Below are 14,172 nucleotides of genomic sequence, written 5' to 3' on the forward strand. Positions count from 1 at the left end.
AATGACGATGGACAGATTCAGCAGCCTGGCAATGTTCGTCGCCAGCGCCGAGACCGGCAGTTTCAGCCGCGCCGCTGAACAACTGGGCAAGACGCCCTCGGCGGTGACCAAGGCGGTCGGACAGCTGGAAATCGAGGTCGGCGCGCGGCTGTTCGAACGCACCACGCGCAGCATGTCGCTCACCGAAGCCGGCCAGCTCTACCTCGATGGCGCCCGCGAGGTGCTGGCGCGGATGCGCGAAACCACCGAGGAAATCGCCCAGCTGCAGCACAGCCTGCGCGGCGTGCTGCGCATCACCGGGCCGCTGATCGTCGGCCCGGTGTTCCTCGACCAGGCCTGCGCCGAATTCCTCGATCTGCACCCGGACGTGCGCTTGCAGGTGGACCTCTCCGACAGCTACCTCGACTTGCTCGACGGCCGCTACGACCTCGCCCTGCGCATGGGCAACAGCGACCTGCCAGGGCTGATCGCCCAACCGCTGGCCGAGAGCCGGATCGCCCTCTGCGCAGCACCGGCTTACCTGGCGCGGCGCGGCACGCCCCGGCACCCCAGCGAGATCGTCGACCACGACTGCCTGGTCTACCGCCACCCGGCGCTGGACGACCGCTGGTGGTTCGATGTGGAGGGCGAGCGCTTCTCCACTGCGCGCAACGGCCGCCTGAACAGCGACAACCAGGCCGTGCTGCTCACCGCCTGCCTGGCCGGACACGGCCTGCTGCCGTGCCCGCGCTGGAGTGTGCTGGAGCATTTGCGCAGCGGACGGCTGGTGACGGTACTGGATAGTTTCTTCTTCGAGCCGGACACCTTCGGCGCGCAGATTCTCGCGGTGTACCCGAGCAACCGCCGGGCGACGCGCAAGATCCACGCGTTCATCGAGCATCTGCGCGACTACCTGCGGCGCGACGGCATCCTTTAAGGGCTAGAGCAACGCCCCGGCCCAAGCTGACACCAGCAGCAGGAGCGCCATCAACTGGTTGAGCCGCTGCAGCTGCCGGGGCGAGAGCAGGCGTTGGCTGCCGATTCCCAGGCCAGCCCAGACCGCTGTGCAGGGAATCGACACGAGGAAGAACAGCAGCGACAGCAGTTGCACGCGGTCCAGCCGATCGACGCCGTGCCCGGCGTACACGCTGATCACCGCCAGCGCCATCATCCAGGTCTTGGGGTTGACCAGTTGCAGTGCGGCGGCGCCGAGCGCGCCCAGGCGTGCGGCGTCGGTATCGCGCGCAAGGTCGGTTGGCGGGCTGCGGAAGATCTGCCACGCCAGCCAACTCAGCCAGAGCACGCCGACTACGCTCATCGCCTGCTGTAAGCGCGGCAGGCTGGTCAGCACTTCGCCCAGCCCGCTGCCTACGGCCAGCACCAGCGCGGCGGCGGCAGCACAGCCGCCGAACATGATCGGCAACGCGGCACTCCAGCCGAAGCGCGCGCTGTTGCTGAAGATCAGCAGGTTGGTCGGGCCGGGCGTGATCGAGGCGACGAAGGCGAAGAGGAGGAAGGGCAGCCATTGGCCGAGCTGCGAGAGGTGCATGGCGGGAACTCCGGTGAATCCGTGGGAGCCCATCTTCGCCAGCGCGGCAGGCTCAGTCTGGAAGCTTTGAGCAACGCTTGCGGTAGTAGGCGGGCGTTACCCCATAGGCGCGGCGAAACCAGCGGCCGAGGTGGCTCTGGTCGGCGAAGCCAAGGTCGGCGGCGATATCCGCCGGTGCCAGGCCGCGACCGAGCAACTGCCGCGCGCGGGCCAGGCGCAGCTGGATCAGGTAGGCGTGGGGCGGCAGGCCGAAGGCCTGCTTGAACGCGCGGGTCAGGCGGAAGCGATCGCAGCCGCAGGCCTGGGCCAGGTCATCGAGGCCGATGTCGGCGGTCAGGTTGGCGTGCAGGTAGTCCCGCGCACGCTGCGCCACCAGCGGCAGGTGTACTGGCGTGGTGCTGCGCTGGCGCCAGTGCAGGTGGCGGGTCATGCCGTCGAGCAGGTCGTCGATGGCGCTCTGGCGGACGATCTTCAGGTCGTTGCCGTGCACCGCCTGGAAGGCGTTGTCGATGCGTCTCGCCAGTCGCGGGTCGTCGATCAGCAACTCGGGCACGGCCAGTTGGCAGTTGCCGGGTGCCTCTTCGAAGAGGGTGCCGATCTCGCGTTCCAGCCAGGGTGCGTCGAGGTACAGGGTGCGGTAGGTGAAGCCGCCTTCGGTGGGCGCTTCGCCGTCGTGGATGTCGCCGGGCTCGAGGAAGAACACCTGGCCGGTGGTGCTGACGTAGCGCTGGTTGCGGCTGCGGAACTGCTGCACACCGGATTCGGTGTAGCCGATCAGGTAGCTGTCGTGCCAGTGCGGGTCGTAGGCGTGGCCCTTGAAGTGCGCGCGCAGGCTCTGGATGCCGGTGTCGGCGTCCTGCAGCAGGTCGATCCAGTTGTCTTTGTGCATGGGCCGCCTCCGCACCGCTTGCCCGGTCGGCCAGCATAACGCGCGTGGGGTGGCTGTCTGGAAGATTCGTGCAGCCATCGAGCCGATGGCCGCACGATCCGGGGGAGGGTCAGCTGGCGGCGGCCTCGAAGCTGTCGCTGCGCGCCATGCGCCACATGCGCTCGTAGAACTCGCCCTCGATGTTGCCCGAGAGCAGTTCACCGGGTTTGAGGAAGTAGTGCAGGTGCGAGAACAGACGAATCTCGGTGGCCGAGATGCGCCGCACCAGGTGCTTGGCTTCCAGCTGCGACGGGTGCTGGATGCCGGCGGCGGCGATCATCTCGGCCAGGCCTTTGAGCGTGTTGCGGTGGAAGTGGTAGACGCGCTCGGCCTTGTCCGGCACCACCAGGGCGCGCTGGCGCAGCGGGTCCTGGGTGGCCACGCCGGTGGGGCATTTGTTGGTGTGGCAACTCTGGCTCTGGATGCAGCCGATGGCGAACATGAAGCCGCGTGCCGAGTTGGCCCAGTCGGCGCCCATGGCCAGTACGCTGGCAATGTCGAAGGCGCTGACGATCTTGCCGCTGGCGCCGATGCGGATCTTGTCGCGCAGGCCCAGCCCGACCAGGGTGTTGTGCACGAACAGCAGGCCCTCGCGCATCGGCAGGCCCATGTGGTCGGTGAACTCCAGGGGCGCGGCGCCGGTGCCGCCTTCCTTGCCGTCGACGACGATGAAGTCGGGGAGGATGCCGGTCTCATGCATGGCCTTGGCGATGCCCATGAATTCCCACGGGTGGCCGATGCACAGCTTGAAGCCCACCGGCTTGCCGCCGGAAAGCTCGCGCAGTTGGACGATGAAGTCGAGCAAACCGTGGGGCGAGTCGAAGGCGCTGTGGGAGGAGGGCGAGATGCAGTCCTGGCCCATGGGCACGCCACGGGTGGCGGCGATTTCCGGGGTCACCTTGTGCTTGGGCAGGATGCCGCCGTGGCCGGGCTTGGCGCCCTGGCTGAGCTTGATCTCGATCATCTTCACCTGCGGGTCGACCGCCTGCTTGGCGAAGCGCTCGGGGCTGAAGGTGCCGTCGTCGTTGCGGCAGCCGAAGTAGCCGCTGCCCAGTTCCCAGGTCAGGTCGCCGCCGTATTCGCGGTGGTAGGGGCTGATGCTGCCCTCGCCGGTGTCATGGATGAAACCGCCCAGCTTGGCGCCCTTGTTCAGCGCGCGGATGGCGTTGGCGCTGAGCGAGCCGAAGCTCATCGCCGAGATGTTGAACACCGAGATGGAGTAGGGCTGCTGGCACGCCGGGCCGCCGACGCTGACGCGGAAAGTGCAGGGGTCGGCCACCGGCGCCGGGCGGATGGAGTGGGCGATGAACTCGAAGCCCGACTGGTAGACATCGATCAGGGTGCCGAAGGGTTTGTCGGCGGTTTCGTTCTTCGCCCGCGAGTAAACCAGGGCGCGCTGGGCGCGGGAGAAGGGCAGGGCCTCCTGGTCGCCTTCGAGCAGGTACTGGCGGATTTCCGGGCGGATGGCTTCCACCAGGTAGCGGATGTTGCCCAGGATCGGGTAGTTGCGCCTGACGGCGTGGCGCTCCTGCTGCAGGTCGAGGACCCCGAGCACGCTCAGGGCAAAGGTCAGCAGGGTGAAGGGCCACACCCAGTCATGCCCGAGGAAGGGCAGGCTGAACACGGTGAACAGGACGCAGGCGGCGAAAAAGGCATAGCGACTTAACAGCGACAGGTTCATGGAGTCTCCAGTCGTCGGGCTTCGATCACGGTAAGGTTGGCCAAAAGGGCCGCCACAGAGCATGGCAGGCATTGCGCGAACGTGCCCGGGCGAACGTCAATGCGGCGGACTTTCGGAAGATTTTCTAGTGGTGGTGGGCATCGACGGTAGCCCGAAGCGGGATGAAAAGAAAGCTAGCTAACGATTTTCCCGGGGGCTGAGAAAGCTTGTTTCGGGCGGTGCAAGGAATCTCGTGTCTGGGATGTTCGCGAGCAAGCTCGCTCCTACAGGCCTGACTGTGGTGCGCTCTTCGTAGGACCGAGGGGGACGCCTGGTCCTTGCTCGCGAACCTGCATTCGCTCCAGCTAGCAGGCAATCACATTGACCGCCAGCCCGCCCTTCGCCGTCTCCTTGTACTTGTCCATCATGTCGCGCCCGGTATCGCGCAGGGTGTCGATGGCCTTGTCCAACGAAACCAGGTGCTGGCCATCACCGCGCAGGGCGAGCTGGGCGGCATTGATGGCCTTGAGCGAGGCCATGGCGTTGCGTTCGATGCAGGGCACCTGGACCAGCCCGGCCACTGGGTCGCAGGTCAGGCCGAGGTTATGCTCCAGGCCGATCTCGGCGGCGTTCTCCACCTGTTCCAGGCTGCCACCAAGGACTTCCGCCAGGCCGCCGGCAGCCATGGCGCAGGCCGAGCCGACTTCCCCCTGGCAGCCGACTTCGGCGCCGGAGATGGAGGCGTTGAGCTTGCACAGGATGCCGATGGCGGCGGCGGTCAGCAGGTAGCGTTCGATGCCGTCGGCGTTGGCATTGCCGTCGTAGCGCGCGTAGTAGTGCAGCACCGCCGGGACTATGCCGGCGGCGCCATTGGTGGGTGCTGTGACGACGCGTCCACCGGCGGCGTTTTCCTCGTTCACGGCCAGCGCCCAGAGGTCGACCCAATCCAGAGCGCCGAGGGTGGTGGCGATCAGATTGCCACTGTCCGCTTCATTGAGCCGGCGGAACAACATGGGCGCGCGGCGTCGCACCTTGAGGCCGCCAGGCAGCGTGCCTTCGGTTTCCAGGCCTCGGTTCACGCAGGCCTGCATTTCTTCCCAGATATGCGCAAGGCCCGCGTGGATTTCCGCGTCACTGCGCAGCGTGCGTTCGTTGGCCCACATCAGGTCGCTGATGCGCCGGAAGCCCTGCTCGTGGCACAGACGCAGCAGTTCCTCGGCGCTGTGGAAGGGGTAGGGCATGGGGCTGCCCGGCAGGGCGCGGTCGGTGTTGAAGTCCGCTGCATCTACCACGAAGCCGCCGCCGACCGAATAACAGACGCGCTCGGCCAGCAGCTCGCCGTTGTCGTCCAACGCCCGCAGGTGCAGGCCGTTGGGGTGGGCCGGCAGGCTGTCGTCGTGGAAGACCAGTTGGCGCGCCGGGTCGAAGTCGATCTCCTGCACGCCGCCCAGTCGCAGACGATGGCGCAGCAGGATGTCGTCCACTTGTGGGGCGAGGGCGGCGGGGTCGGCTTCGGCCGGGTCGATGCCGAGCAGACCGATCAGGCAGGCGCGGTCAGTGGCGTGGCCCTTGCCGGTGGCGCTGAGGGAACCGTAGAGGTGGACCTCCACGGTGCTGGTGCGCGGCAGCAGATCGTCGTCGCGCAGGCGGTCGGCAAACTCGCGGGTGGCGCGCATCGGCCCGACGGTGTGGGAGCTGGATGGCCCGACGCCGGGCTTGAACATGTCGAAGACGCTGAGGCTCATGGGGTTTCCTCCTGTCCTCCAGCATGGACCCGCGCGGCCGCGAATGCTCACCGGCCGCTCGACGGCTGGGCGTTTTTTATGGGGAAGACCGGAGCGAAGGGTGACCTATCGCGGACGAAGTCCGCTCCTACGGTGCGGGAGGCATCGCTCTTGTAGGAGCGGATTCATCCGCGATGGCTCGACGCGGACACCGAGGCCGGCGGCGTCAGCCCGTAGGGCGAATAACGCGCAGCGTTATCCGCCGCGATGGGTATCGCTGCGCTCCACGCCATCCTACGAAAGTGGAGTCACCCCTGCGCCTGGAGGAACAGCGAGAACAGCTCCGACTGCGATTTGATCCCCAGCTTGGCGTACATGTGCTTGCGGTGGACCTTCACCGTCTCGGTGGAGATTGCCAGTTTGCGGGCGATTTCCTTGCTCGAGCAGCCGCTGAGCATCAACCGGCCGACTTCCAGTTCGCGCGCGGTGAGCGGGGTTTCCATCTGCTGGGCGGTGGATTCCAGACGATTCTGCCAGCGCGGCGGCGGGGGCGCTTCCTGCACTTCGCGCTCGAAGGCCATGCGTTGGCGCATCAGCCCGGCGACCCAGGGCTGCACCAGGGCGAGCAGGGCGATCTGCTGCGGGGTGAAGCGGCCCTTGCTGCCCACCGAGCAGCACAGGGTGCGTTCGCTATCGAGCTGCACGTTGATCTGCACTTCGTCGGCGACCACGTTGAGGCTGAAGTAGCGCTGGTAGTAGTCGGTCTGCTCGAACATCTCCGGCGCCACGTCGTCCAGGCGGAACAGTCCGCTGGCGGGCGCCTCGCGGCTGGCGATGTAGAAAGGGTCGAGCAGATAGAGGCCTTTGAGGTAATCCTGGAACAGCGAATCGGGGCCGCCGTCCTCGCCCGGGCATTCGGCGAACACCTGCGGGCGGCCGTCACTGAAGAGCAGCACGACCCAGCTGTCGAAGGGTACATACTGGCCCAGCAGGCGCACCAGCGAGGTCCAGAAGGTCGGCTTGTCCAGTGCCTCGATCAGCTGCCCGACCGAGCGGTGCCAGGCGATATCCTGAAGGGAAAGGCTCATGACTCTACCCCCGATGGGTTACCACGCGGGCGTAATTACCCGGTGATGGCATGCCCGGCATACTCGGTGAATGCCTTGAGCCGGCGCGGTGCGCATTCTGACTCTTTTGCGCCGCGCGGTCACTGAAACACAAGAATCCGAGGAAGCCTCATGAAAGTAGAACTCGTCCAGCTCGCCGGCCGTGATGGCGATGTGGCCTGGAACCTGGCCCGCACCCTGGAGGCCATCCATGCCTGCGCCGACGACACCCGGCTGGTGGTATTCCCCGAGACTCAACTGACCGGCTTCCCCACCGAGGCGAACATCGCCGCCATCGCCGAGCCGGTGGACGGCCCCAGCGTGCAGGCCGTGCAGCGCGCCGCGCGGGAGAAGAACATCGCTGTCACCGTGGGCTTCGCCGAAGCCGCCGATGGGCGCTTCTACAACACCACGCTGTTGATCACTCCCGAAGGTATCGCCCTGAAGTACCGCAAGACGCACCTGTGGGCGTCGGACCGCGGCATCTTCACCCCCGGCGACCGCTACGTCACTTGCCTGTGGAACGGCATCCGCGTCGGCATCGTGATCTGCTTCGACATCGAGTTCCCCGAATCCGCCCGCGCCCTGGGTCAGCTGGGTGCCGAGCTGATCCTCGTGACCAACGGCAACATGGACCCCTACGGCCCGACGCATCGCACCGCGATCATGGGGCGCGCCATGGAAAACCAGGCCTACGCGGTGATGGTCAACCGCGTCGGCGCAGGCGATGACGACTTGGTGTTCGCCGGCGGCAGCGCCGTGGTCGACCCCTACGGCCAACTGATCGTCGAGGCCGGCCGCGAAGAGTGCCGGCAGATCGTCGAGCTGGACTTCGAGCGCCTGGCGCAATCGCGCCGCGACTACAGCTACCTGGCCGAGCGCCGCTTCGTCCTGCCCGGCGAGATGCGCGAGCACGAAGGCGGCCTGCGCGAGCTGATCATTCCCGCCTGATTCCCTTCCGGCTTGCCATGAGCCGGGGCGCAGGGCCGCGCCAGCGAAGCGATTCTCCATCAACGACGGGTGCCCTGAGCGCCCGCGAGGCTTGCGGGTGAGCGCAAGCCAGCAACTTTGCACTGCCATAACAACCACAACGCGGAGTAAGCAGTAATGGCTCGATTGAAACGAACCCTGACGCTGGGTTCGGTGGTGCTGTTCGGCATCGCCTACATGACCCCGATCATCGTCCTCGGCACCTTCGGTATCCTCGCCGACGTCACCCGCGGCGTAGTCCCCTCGGCCTACCTCGTCGCCTCCGTGGCCATGCTCTTCACCGCGCTCAGTTATGGGCGCATGGCCGCTGCCTTCCCGGTCGCCGGCTCTGCCTACACCTATGTGCGCAAGTCGATCAGCCCGAAGCTGGGTTTCCTCGCCGGCTGGGCCGTTCTTCTGGACTACCTGTTCCTGCCCATGGCCATCTGGCTGATCGGCGCGGCCTACCTGCACTCGGCCTTCCCGGCCGTGCCCCAGGCCCTGTGGGTGCTGGCGTTCATCGGCGTGACCACCGCAATCAACGTGGTCGGCCTGCGCCTGGCGAAGAACATCAACGGCGTGTTGATGCTGGTGCAGTTCCTCGTGCTGATTGCCTTCGTCGGCCTGGCCATCCACTACATCATGGGTGACGGCAGCCGGCCGCTGTGGACCCTGGAGCCGTTCCTCAAGGAAGGCACCCAGCTGCCGCTGATCATGGGCGGCGCGGCCATCGCCTGTTACTCCTTCCTGGGTTTCGACGCGGTCAGCACTCTGACCGAAGAAACCCACGAACCGCGCAAGACCATTCCGCGCGCGATCCTGCTGATCACCCTGATCGGTGGCGGCATCTTCATCGCCGCCAGCTACTTCGTACAGCTGGCGCACCCGTCGGTGGAGTTCCAGAACGCCGATTCCGCCGCCTACGAAATTGCCCGCAACATCGGCGGTGACGTATTCGTCAGCTTCTTCCTGATCGGCCTGATCGTCGGCCAGTTCACCTCCGGCCTGTCGGCCCAGGCCAGCGCCTCGCGCCTGCTGTTTGCCATGGGTCGCGACGGCGTGCTGCCACGGCCGTTCTTCGGGCGCATCAGCAAGCGCTTCGAAACCCCGGTGAACAGCATCGTGCTGTGCGGCGTGGTGGCCCTGCTGGCGCTGCACATGGACGTCACCACCTCCACCTCGTTCATCAACTTCGGCGCCTTCCTGGCTTTCAGCCTGGTGAACCTCTCGGTGATCTTCCACTACTACCTGAACGCCGAGCGCCGCGGCCTGCGCGAACTGGTGCTGTTCCTGCTGTTCCCGCTGATCGGCCTGCTCGCCGACCTGTGGCTGATGGTCAGCCTCGACCACCGGGCGATCTGGCTCGGCGCTACCTGGCTGGTGCTCGGCGTGATCTACCTGGCGGTGATCACCAGCGGCTTCCGCCAGCAACCACCGGAGATGCATTTCGAGGAGGCGTGAGCCCCGCGCGGGGCTATGCTGGGGACTCCGAGCCGTGATGCACGAGGAGATCCCGCCATGCCCCGCCTCACCCTCTACCATTCGCCCCAGACACGCTCCAGCGGCACCCTGGTACTGCTGGAGGAACTGGGCGCCGAGTACGACCTCGAACTGATCAACATGAAGGCCGGCGACCAGCGCAAGCCGGCCTACCTGGCGGTCAACCCGCTGGGCAAGGTCCCGGCGATCCGCATGGGCGAATCCCTGGTCACCGAACAGGGCGCCATCTTCATCTACCTGGCCGATCTCTTTCCCCGAGCGAACCTGGCCCCTGCCCTCGATGACCCGCTGCGCGGGCCGTATTTACGCTGGCTGGTGTTCTATGGCTCAAGCTTCGAACCGGCCATCGTCGACCGCGCCCTGAATCGCGACCCCGCGCCGCCTGGCATGAGCCCCTACGGTGATTTTGACAGCGTGATGCGCGCCATCGCCGAACAGTTGGAAGCGGGCCCCTACCTGCTGGGGAGCCGCATGACTGCCGCCGATGTCCTGTGGGGGGCTGCGCTGCGCTGGACCATTGGTTTTGGCGTGGTACCCAAGCTGCCGGTGTTCGAGCGCTATGTGGAGCTGGTGACCTCGCGTCCTGCCTTCACCCGTGTGTGGGAGCGTGATACGCACTGGGCGGAGGAGCACGCCAAGGTGGCGGAGGAAAAAGCCCCCTGAGTCCTGGCGAAGTACCGGGATAGAGCCATAGAACGGTTTCAGGCGAGCGCGGTGCTTCTGGAGCGTTTTGCGGATTCAGTCGCATGTCGTGTGGGAATATTCGTTTCTTCGCGTGGCTTTATTTCCCAGCGAAAGTCGCTGGTCAATGATTGCCCCAACGCCGCGTACCCCCATCACACGGCGCCGCTGGAACCATAAGATCCTCACAACGTCTTGATCGTGTCCCCATGGCCCATCCGCAAGGATGGGCCTTTTTTCTGGGCTTCAACGACGGACGAGCTGGCGCACCAGGCCGAAGAAAGTCGCCGTCCAGGCGGCCAGGGCGACGTAGGCGATCATCTGGATGGCCGGCAGGAACACCTGCTGATGCACCAGCGGCAGGAAGTTGAACGAGGCGACGCAGAACATCCCCAGTGGGAACACCACGGCCCAGTTCTGCAGGTCGTAATGGATGCCGATGCCGTAACGCACTCGATGGGTGACGAACACCAGCACGAGAAACGGAATCCACCAACAGGCGAAGGCGCCGACGAAGACTGACAGGCCGAGGATGAAGGGCGCGAGCGACTGGATCAGAGCGCTGTCGGCCCCCGCGGTCAGCAGGCGCGCGCCGGCCAGCGTGGAGATTGCCAGGGCGCCCATGTTGATCCAGTAGGACGGCGACAGCTCCCCGGCCTCCAGGTCGAGGAACAGCCAGCGGTAGAGGATCTGCGACATGATCAGCACGTACAGCATGATGCCGACCATGTAGGCCGCCACGCAGACGAAGAGGATCAGCTCCGGATCGGCAAAGCGCTGCGCCAGGTAGCTGCCGAGCACGCAGACCGAGGCACTGGACACCGTGCACAGCAGCCAGGTGCCGTTCAGGCCCTGTTCCAGCGTGGGCTTGTGCTGGGTAAGGGTGACGCCGGCGAGCATCGCGTACATGCACAGCAGCCACAGCGGCCCGGCAAACAGCCACAGTGCGTGGGCGATGACGGGCAGGTCGGCCAGCAGGATGAATTGCACACCGAGCACGTTGGTGCCTGCGACCAGCGTGAGGAAGCCCGGCCCGCGTGCGTGGTGGGTGAGGTCCTGCCACATCAGCTGCGGATAGCGGGCCAGACGATAAAGGCTGCACGAGAGGCACAGCGCGTACTGCAGGATGTTGAGGTAGAACAGGCCGAGGGCTACCGGTTGCAAGCCGATCAGGTGGCAGGCCAGGGATACGATGCCGGTCGCCATGACCAGCGAAAAGTAGCTTGGCGGAAAGTCCTTGAGCACCGGGCTTCTCCAGAAGTTGGGTGGCTTTCCTTATAGCGGTGCTCTCGCCAGGCGCCAGCGTTGGTGTGGTGTCGGCGTTGCGCGGAGGCCACTCTGCGAAGAGCGCCCGGTGTCAGATCAATGTTTTGCCGCGCTCACGCCTTCCAGGGTGGCGAAGGAAGTGTCCTTCGCGGTCAGCAGGAAATCGCGCATGAACGGCGCATCCAGCATGTCGGCGCGGATGGCGGCGAAAAGGGTGCAGTACAGGCCTTTCTCGCCCAGGCGCTTGGCGGTCACGTAGCCGCGCGAGCTGTATTCGTGCAGCGCCCAGTTGGGCAGGCTGCAGACGCCCCGCCCCGAGGCCACCAACTGCATCATCATCACGGTCAGCTCCGAGGTGCGCACTTGTGCCGGTTCGATGTCGGCGGGCTCGAGGAAGCGGGTGAAGATGTCCAGGCGATCGCGCTCGATGGGGTAGGTGATCAACGTCAGGTTGGCCAGGTCTTCCGGGACGATGCAGGACTTGCCGGCCAGCGCATGGTGGTTGTCCACCGCCAGCAGCGCTTCATAGGTGAACAGCGGGACGTAGGTGATGCCGGTCATGTCCACCGGGTCGGAGGTCACCACCAGATCCAGGTCACCGCGGGCCAGTGCTGGCAGCGGGGCGAAGGAGAAGCCGGAGGCGAGGTCCAGCTCCACTTCCGGCCAGGCATCGCGGAACTGGTCGATGGTCGGCATCAGCCACTGGAAGCAGCTGTGGCACTCGATGGCCATGTGCAGGCGGCCGGCGGTACCGCCGGCCAGGCGCGCCAGGTCGCGCTCGGCGCCGCGCAACTGCGGCAGCACGGCGTCTGCCAGTTGCAGCAGGCGCAGGCCGGCGCTGGTGAAGCGCACCGGTTTGGTCTTGCGGATGAACAGCGACAGGCCGAGGCGCTCCTCCAGTTCCTTGAACTGGTGGGACAGGGCGGACTGCGTGAGGTGCAGGCGCTCGGCGGCCTCCACCAGACTGTCGGCTTCGCGCAGGGCATGCAGGGTTTTCAGGTGACGGAGTTCAAGCATGGCGCGGCCTCGCCTCAGTATGAGGAAATCTTGATGAAACGACGGATCAGTTGAGCTGGGTTCATGATAAGCCGGCCGCTGGCGCTTCACCAGCGCGACTTGATCCGCCCGAATCTCACCAGCTCAGGTAGAACATGCCCTTGGCCAGCAGGACGATGAGCACCACGTGGATGAACACGCTGTAGTGGATGCGCCGGGAGCGCTGGCCGGTCATGCGTCCTACACGGAAGGAGTACATGGCGAAGATGAAATGGCCGAGGACGCTGGTGGCCAGCAGCAGCTTGAGGCTGAGCAGGGTGGCGAAGGGCGACGCCAGCGGATCGGCCAGCAGCGGCGCATAACGCAGGTGCAGCATGCTCAGGCCGCTACCGAACAGGGTCAGGATCACCCAGGGCATCACCCGGCGCAGGCGACGGCCCAGCGCACCCTCCACCATTTTCATCGCCCGCGCCGGCACATGGCGGTGGATGCTTTCCAGGATCAGCACTTCGAAGAACACCGTGCCGACGAACATGATCGCGGCGAACAGGTGCAGCACCAGCAGGATGGGGTAGGCCATGGCGGAACTTCCGAGCGGGGGGTTCCTATCTTCGCGAGTGTTGGGGCTGATTGCCCTTGATCCCTGTCATGGGAAGCATGGGAAGAACCGTTGGTGACCGCTCAGCGCCTTTCATCAAACTGTCACGGACCTGTGGCAGAGCGAACGACGGAAATTCATCAGAATCGCTCCCAACTGGGGTTTTGCGTTCCGGATTTTCATTCATGCGTGCTTTTCTGCTGGCAGTCGCTCTTTGCTGCAGCCTGTCCTCTCTCTCTATTGCCAATCAGGCCGTTGCCGCGGATCGCTGCGATGCGCGGGTGCCGACCGAACTGGTCGACCTGGGCGACGTGCGCCTGGCCTATCAGAGCATCGGCCGTCCGCAGGACCCGACGCTGCTGCTGGTCATGGGCCTGGGCGGGCAACTGATCCACTGGCCTGACGAAGTGGTCGAGGCGCTCTGCCAACAGGGCTTCCGGGTGATCCGCTACGACAATCGCGATGTCGGCCTGTCGTCCTGGCGGGTTCCGACGCCCAGCGGCAACCTGACCTACGAAGTCATTCGCTATCGCCTCGGCCTGCCCGTGAGTGCGCCCTACAGCCTGACCGACATGGCCGGCGATGCGCTGCACCTGCTGGATGCCTTGCACGTAGAACGCGCCCACGTGCTGGGCGCGAGCATGGGCGGGATGATTGCCCAGCACGTGGCTGACATGGCGCCCGCGCGGGTGATCAGCCTGACCCTGGTGATGACCAGCTCCGGCGCCGAAGGCCTGCCGGCTCCCAGTGAATCGCTGCTGCGCCTGCTCGCCCGGCGCGAAGCGGCCAGCCGTGAACGGGCCATCGAGCAACAGGCCGACCTGCTGGCCGCGCTCGGTAGCCCGGAAGTGCGTGACGACCGTCAGCAATTGCTGGAGCAGGCGGCGCGCTCCTACGACCGCGCCTTCAACCCCGAAGGCGTGCAGCGGCAGATGCTGGCGATCCTCGCCGAACCGAGCCGCGTAGAGCTGCTCAACCGCCTGAACGTGCCGACCCTGGTGGTCCACGGCACCGCCGACCCGCTGCTGCCAGTCATGCATGGTGTGCACGTAGCGGCGCACGTGCGCGGCTCGGTGCTCAAGCTGATCCCCGGCATGGCGCACCGCTTCCAGGAAGACTTCAAGGAGCCGCTGCTGGGTGCGGTGCTGCCGTACCTGCGCGAACATCAGGGCGGCGGGCACGTCGCGCAGCTCTGACGCGAAGCGTCACCCTCTGG

The 14,172-nt window shown here is 65.9% G+C and carries 13 protein-coding genes; 5 read left to right on the top strand and 8 right to left on the bottom strand.

The window, feature by feature from the left end; genetic code table 11:
- Window positions 1-7: 7 nt before the first annotated feature.
- On the top strand, window positions 8-916 hold the full coding sequence (locus CTR55_RS07540) for a LysR substrate-binding domain-containing protein (RefSeq protein ID WP_296286484.1): 909 nt from the start codon (window positions 8-10) through the stop codon (window positions 914-916).
- A 3-nt stretch (window positions 917-919) separates the two neighbouring features.
- On the opposite strand, the gene CTR55_RS07545 is transcribed toward CTR55_RS07540, so the two are convergent.
- From CTR55_RS07545 to CTR55_RS07565, 5 genes are all read right to left on the bottom strand, one after another.
- Entirely contained in the window at window positions 920-1,528 is a 609-nt protein-coding gene (locus CTR55_RS07545) for a LysE family translocator (protein ID WP_296285298.1), read from the bottom strand.
- Window positions 1,529-1,580: 52 nt separating this feature from the next.
- Window positions 1,581-2,417 (bottom strand): AraC family transcriptional regulator, encoded by an 837-nt coding sequence (locus CTR55_RS07550; protein ID WP_296285299.1) that lies wholly within the window; start codon window positions 2,415-2,417, stop codon window positions 1,581-1,583.
- A gap of 109 nt (window positions 2,418-2,526) precedes the next feature.
- Window positions 2,527-4,137, bottom strand: a complete 1,611-nt coding sequence (locus tag CTR55_RS07555; protein WP_296285300.1) for an FMN-binding glutamate synthase family protein — start codon at window positions 4,135-4,137, stop codon at window positions 2,527-2,529.
- 344 nt (window positions 4,138-4,481) lie between these two features.
- Entirely contained in the window at window positions 4,482-5,861 is a 1,380-nt protein-coding gene (locus CTR55_RS07560; protein ID WP_296285301.1) for an L-serine ammonia-lyase, read from the bottom strand.
- A 287-nt stretch (window positions 5,862-6,148) separates the two neighbouring features.
- On the bottom strand, window positions 6,149-6,928 hold the full coding sequence (locus tag CTR55_RS07565; RefSeq protein WP_296285302.1) for a helix-turn-helix transcriptional regulator: 780 nt from the start codon (window positions 6,926-6,928) through the stop codon (window positions 6,149-6,151).
- Between the two features lie 150 nt (window positions 6,929-7,078).
- Between CTR55_RS07565 and CTR55_RS07570 the strand changes: the two genes are divergently transcribed.
- From CTR55_RS07570 to CTR55_RS07580, 3 genes are all read left to right on the top strand, one after another.
- Window positions 7,079-7,897 carry a carbon-nitrogen hydrolase family protein gene (locus tag CTR55_RS07570; protein WP_296285303.1) on the top strand — a complete coding sequence of 273 codons (819 nt, stop codon included), beginning with the start codon at window positions 7,079-7,081 and terminating at the stop codon, window positions 7,895-7,897.
- 156 nt (window positions 7,898-8,053) lie between these two features.
- Window positions 8,054-9,376: an APC family permease gene (locus CTR55_RS07575; RefSeq protein WP_296285304.1), complete on the top strand. Its 1,323-nt coding sequence runs from the start codon at window positions 8,054-8,056 to the stop codon at window positions 9,374-9,376.
- Window positions 9,377-9,433: 57 nt separating this feature from the next.
- Window positions 9,434-10,078 carry a glutathione S-transferase family protein gene (locus CTR55_RS07580; protein WP_296285305.1) on the top strand — a complete coding sequence of 215 codons (645 nt, stop codon included), beginning with the start codon at window positions 9,434-9,436 and terminating at the stop codon, window positions 10,076-10,078.
- Between the two features lie 264 nt (window positions 10,079-10,342).
- On the opposite strand, the gene CTR55_RS07585 is transcribed toward CTR55_RS07580, so the two are convergent.
- The 3 genes from CTR55_RS07585 to CTR55_RS07595 form a co-directional block, all read right to left on the bottom strand.
- Window positions 10,343-11,341 (bottom strand): tellurite resistance/C4-dicarboxylate transporter family protein, encoded by a 999-nt coding sequence (locus CTR55_RS07585; protein ID WP_296285306.1) that lies wholly within the window; start codon window positions 11,339-11,341, stop codon window positions 10,343-10,345.
- 117 nt (window positions 11,342-11,458) lie between these two features.
- Complete coding sequence (metR, locus tag CTR55_RS07590) at window positions 11,459-12,379, bottom strand: transcriptional regulator MetR (RefSeq protein WP_296285307.1); 921 nt, start codon at window positions 12,377-12,379, stop codon at window positions 11,459-11,461.
- Window positions 12,380-12,494: 115 nt separating this feature from the next.
- A complete protein-coding gene (locus CTR55_RS07595) occupies window positions 12,495-12,938 on the bottom strand; it encodes a hypothetical protein (RefSeq protein WP_296285308.1) in 444 nt (147 codons plus the stop codon).
- 203 nt (window positions 12,939-13,141) lie between these two features.
- On the opposite strand from CTR55_RS07595, the gene CTR55_RS07600 reads away from it, so the two are divergent.
- Window positions 13,142-14,152: an alpha/beta hydrolase gene (locus CTR55_RS07600; RefSeq protein WP_296285309.1), complete on the top strand. Its 1,011-nt coding sequence runs from the start codon at window positions 13,142-13,144 to the stop codon at window positions 14,150-14,152.
- The last annotated feature ends 20 nt before the right edge of the window (window positions 14,153-14,172 follow it).

The organism is Pseudomonas sp. (genome assembly GCF_002796985.1).
Taxonomy (GTDB): Bacteria; Pseudomonadota; Gammaproteobacteria; order Pseudomonadales; family Pseudomonadaceae; genus Pseudomonas.

Bases quoted from the DNA above. Each gene is read 5' to 3' on its own strand.
- metR (WP_296285307.1), bottom strand. From the start codon at position 12,379: ATGCTTGAACTCCGTCACCTGAAAACCCTGCATGCCCTGCGCGAAGCC.
- CTR55_RS07545 (WP_296285298.1), bottom strand. From the start codon at position 1,528: ATGCACCTCTCGCAGCTCGGCCAATGGCTGCCCTTCCTCCTCTTCGCC.
- CTR55_RS07540 (WP_296286484.1), top strand. From the start codon at position 8: ATGGACAGATTCAGCAGCCTGGCAATGTTCGTCGCCAGCGCCGAGACC.
- CTR55_RS07580 (WP_296285305.1), top strand. From the start codon at position 9,434: ATGCCCCGCCTCACCCTCTACCATTCGCCCCAGACACGCTCCAGCGGC.
- CTR55_RS07600 (WP_296285309.1), top strand. From the start codon at position 13,142: ATGCGTGCTTTTCTGCTGGCAGTCGCTCTTTGCTGCAGCCTGTCCTCT.
- CTR55_RS07550 (WP_296285299.1), bottom strand. From the start codon at position 2,417: ATGCACAAAGACAACTGGATCGACCTGCTGCAGGACGCCGACACCGGC.
- CTR55_RS07595 (WP_296285308.1), bottom strand. From the start codon at position 12,938: ATGGCCTACCCCATCCTGCTGGTGCTGCACCTGTTCGCCGCGATCATG.
- CTR55_RS07555 (WP_296285300.1), bottom strand. From the start codon at position 4,137: ATGAACCTGTCGCTGTTAAGTCGCTATGCCTTTTTCGCCGCCTGCGTC.
- CTR55_RS07575 (WP_296285304.1), top strand. From the start codon at position 8,054: ATGGCTCGATTGAAACGAACCCTGACGCTGGGTTCGGTGGTGCTGTTC.
- CTR55_RS07560 (WP_296285301.1), bottom strand. From the start codon at position 5,861: ATGAGCCTCAGCGTCTTCGACATGTTCAAGCCCGGCGTCGGGCCATCC.
- CTR55_RS07565 (WP_296285302.1), bottom strand. From the start codon at position 6,928: ATGAGCCTTTCCCTTCAGGATATCGCCTGGCACCGCTCGGTCGGGCAG.
- CTR55_RS07570 (WP_296285303.1), top strand. From the start codon at position 7,079: ATGAAAGTAGAACTCGTCCAGCTCGCCGGCCGTGATGGCGATGTGGCC.